The 3,257-nt window shown below is 76.7% G+C and carries 3 protein-coding genes and 1 pseudogene; 2 read left to right on the top strand and 2 right to left on the bottom strand.

What is annotated here, in order from left to right:
• Both VR45_RS40640 and VR45_RS40635 read left to right on the top strand, forming a co-directional pair.
• A pseudogene (locus VR45_RS40640) lies at nucleotides 1-375 on the top strand (RNA helicase); the annotation flags it as partial.
• Between the two features lie 178 nt (nucleotides 376-553).
• Nucleotides 554-1,396 (top strand): TIGR02452 family protein, encoded by an 843-nt coding sequence (locus VR45_RS40635; RefSeq protein ID WP_045945007.1) that lies wholly within the window; start codon nucleotides 554-556, stop codon nucleotides 1,394-1,396.
• Nucleotides 1,397-1,408: 12 nt separating this feature from the next.
• Here VR45_RS40635 and VR45_RS40630 read toward each other — a convergent pair whose 3' ends face one another.
• Both VR45_RS40630 and VR45_RS40625 read right to left on the bottom strand, forming a co-directional pair.
• Entirely contained in the window at nucleotides 1,409-1,744 is a 336-nt protein-coding gene (locus tag VR45_RS40630) for a hypothetical protein (RefSeq protein WP_045945006.1), read from the bottom strand.
• 168 nt (nucleotides 1,745-1,912) lie between these two features.
• Complete coding sequence (locus tag VR45_RS40625; protein ID WP_234326674.1) at nucleotides 1,913-3,103, bottom strand: hypothetical protein; 1,191 nt, start codon at nucleotides 3,101-3,103, stop codon at nucleotides 1,913-1,915.
• Between the last annotated feature and the right edge of the window lie 154 nt (nucleotides 3,104-3,257).

Raw genomic sequence — 3,257 nt, 5'->3', positions numbered from 1 at the left:
GACCGTGACCGTGGCCAGGGTGGCGGCTTCAACCGTGACCGTGACGACCGTGGCGGCCGTTCCTTCGGTGACCGTGACCGCGGTCAGGGTGGCGGCTTCAACCGCGACCGCGGCGACGACCGCGGCAGCCGCTCCTTCGGCGACCGTCCGGCCCGTTCCTTCGGTGACCGTCCGGCCTTCGGCCGTGACCGCGACGAGCGTGGCGGCAGCAACAACCGTCCGTTCGCCCGCCGCGACGACCACCGCTCCGGTGGCCGTCCGCAGTCCGGCGGCGGCTTCAACCGTGACCGCGGCGACGAGCGCGGTGGCCGCTCCTCCGGTGGCTACAACGCCGGCTTCAACCGCGACGACCGCAAGCCGCGCTGGAAGAACTGACGCCGGCCTGCGCTGACCCGCGCACCGCACAGCACCACGGCCACGGGCCCGCTCCGCATCGTCGGAGCGGGCCCGTGGCCGTTCTGCGTTCCCATGCGTCGGAGCCCCCGCGACCGTTGTTCTACTGCTGAGAATAACCAGTGGCGCGGTGCGTGCCCCGTCGCCTACGGTCGGTCGCATGAGCAGCAGACTGCGTGATGTGGCGGCGGTGAACGAGGGCATCGCCGAGCGGGGGAGCTACCGCGCGTCCGGGGGCGAACCCGTGGATCTGGCCGAGCGCCTGGCGGCGGCCAGGGCCGGGACGGTGTCGTACGACCCGGCCGGTCTCGACGCACTGGTCGCGGCGGGCGGCCCGGGGCCGGCGGCGGGGTCCGGCACCGTCGAGGTCACGGCCGAGGGCAGCGTCCAGGCGGCCCGCCGGTTGTTCGAGGCGGGGGCGGGGCCGGTCGGGGTGCTGAACTTCGCGTCCGCGCGGAACCCCGGCGGCGGCTATCTGCGCGGAGCCCGGGCCCAGGAGGAGGACCTCTGCCGCAGCGCCCTCCTCTACACCTGCCTGGTGGAGGCGCGGGACTACTACGAGGCGCACCGCGCCTCCGTCGACCTCCGGTACAGCCACCGGGTGATCGTCTCGCCCGAGGTGCCGGTGATCCGGGGCGAGGACGGCGGGCTGCTGGCGCGGCCGTACCCGGTGACCTTCCTGACCTCGCCCGCGCCCAACGCCGGCCAGCTCGCCCTGCGGGCCGAGGGCGCCGGGGTGGACGTCCGGGGCGTGCTCGCCGAGCGGGCCGAGCGGGTGCTCGCGGCGGCGGCCCGGCACGGGATCCGCGCGCTGGTGCTGGGGGCGTGGGGCTGCGGGGTGTTCCGCAACGACCCGGCCGAGGTCGCGGAGGCTTTCGAGCTGGCGCTGGCCCGGTACGGGGCGGCCTTCGACCGGGTGGTCTTCGCGGTCTGGGACCGGACGCCGGTCTCGCCGAACCGGGCCGCGTTCGAGGCCCGGTTCGGCGGCGGGGGAGAGGGGTGAGGGCGGTGCCGCTCAGCTCTTCCGGGTGACGAGCACCGTGGTGGCGGCCGAGGCGGCGGTGACCACCCCGGTGACGGCGAGGACGGCGGGCCAGGCGCCGATCCTCTTCGCCAGCGGGTGCGAGCCGCCGAAGGCCACCACGTAGAGCCCGGTCAGGGCGGCCGCGGCGGGCGCGCCCGAGCGGCGGTGCCACTGTGCGGCGGCGCCCGCTCCGGCCACGGCCAGGACGGCGCCGCCGAGCTGCCGCTTGCCGCTCCACCGGGCGACGCCGTAGCCGCCGACCAGACCGCCCGCCGCCGTCAGCGCGGCGGGCGCGGTGGCCGTGAGTGCGTTCGGGATCCTCGCCATCGTCGGTTCCACTCCTCGACTCCAGGCGGATCCGGTGCGGATCCGCGGCGGATTCCTCGGAACTCCGGGGCACCCGGCCCCGGACTCCCCGGAGCTCCGACCCTAACCCGGCACCCCCGGCGGCCCGCCGGTCGGCCGCCGGGAGCCCCGATCGGGCCACCGGCCCCGCTACCGCACCGCCTGCTCGAAGGGGAGCGCGGGCGCGGCCGCCGCCAGCCGGGCCGCCGCCTCGGCCGGCTCCAGCACCCGCTCCAGCCGCAGGTCACCGGGCACCTGCTCGACGAACCGCCCGGCGGCCCAGCTCCGTTCGTAGGGCTGGGGGTCCAGGACGAGCGTCCGCACGCCGTCCACCACCGGGATGTCCTCCGGCATGCCCTCGTTCCAGATCCATCCGCCGTCCGGCGCCACCAGGTTGAACGCGCCCGTCGCGATGAACCGGCGACCGTCCAGCCACCGGGTGCGGCTGAGCGCGACCACCTCGGGGTCCGGCCGGGTGCCCGGCAGGTGGCCGCCGCCGACCAGGACCTCGATCAGCAGCGTGTGCAGCTGGAAGTTGTCGGTCAGGCCGTCCATCCGGAGCAGGTAGCCGGTGCCGCTCGCGCGGTGCAGGACGAGCAGCGGCTCGTCGTCGAGGGTGGCGGCCAGGTACCGCAGGCCCTTGAGGTCGTGCCGGTCGGACCGCTCGCGGTACCGGTCGATCAGCTCGGTGAGGACGCCGCCCACGCCGGAGTCGCGGGCCGATCGCCGTACGGCGGCGTGCGTGCAGAGCGCGAACGCGGCCTGCTGCCACAGCTGGAGCGTCCACCAGCCGGCCACGGCCCGGTGGGCGTGCCACCCGTCCGTCCGCCCGGGCTCGGTGATCCGCGCACGGGCACGGCCGGGGTCCTCCCGGTCCGGATCCGGCAGGGCCTCCTCGTCCCCGTCCGCGCTCCTCCCCGAGCGTCGGTCCGCGTCCGCCCCGGTCTCCGCCCACCGCTCGATCAGCAGCAGGGCGCCGATCAGGGCCTCGCGCAGCCCGGCGAGAACGCCGTCGGCGCAGGCCACCGGGTCGGCTCCGCGCTCCACACAGGCGCCGACCATCATCGCCAGATGGGCCCGGGGGAACAGCGGGGTGCCCGGGAGCAGCGCGGCCAGCCGGGGGCCGACGGCCGCCGATTCCGCCTCCCCGGCGGGGCCGAGCAGCCCGCCCAGCCGGCGCAGTGCCGCGTCGAAGCGCTCACCACCGCCGTCCGGATCCTCCGTCAGGCCGGTCACGGCGGCCTCCAGGGCGGCCACCGCCCCGAGGAGAGCGGACTGCTGACTGTCCGACGGCCCGGTAGGGCGGCCGTCCTGCGGCGCGGAAAGAGGGTCGAACACCATTCGCGGCAGCATAGGCGCCCGGCGTCCCCCGGCCTCGCCCGGGTCACCGCTGCCCTGGTCGGCCCCCGCCCCGCCCCCGTCCCCGTCCACCGGTGGCCGGAGGGCGTCCGGCCGGTGTCGGCCGGGTGGCGGATCGCCGATCGACTGGCGGAAA

Source organism: Streptomyces sp. NRRL S-495, assembly GCF_000966955.1.
Classification (GTDB): Bacteria; Actinomycetota; Actinomycetes; order Streptomycetales; family Streptomycetaceae; genus Kitasatospora; species Kitasatospora purpeofusca.
The sequence above is the reverse complement of the archived record's forward strand: the minus strand, read 5'-3'. Positions and strand labels throughout refer to the sequence as shown.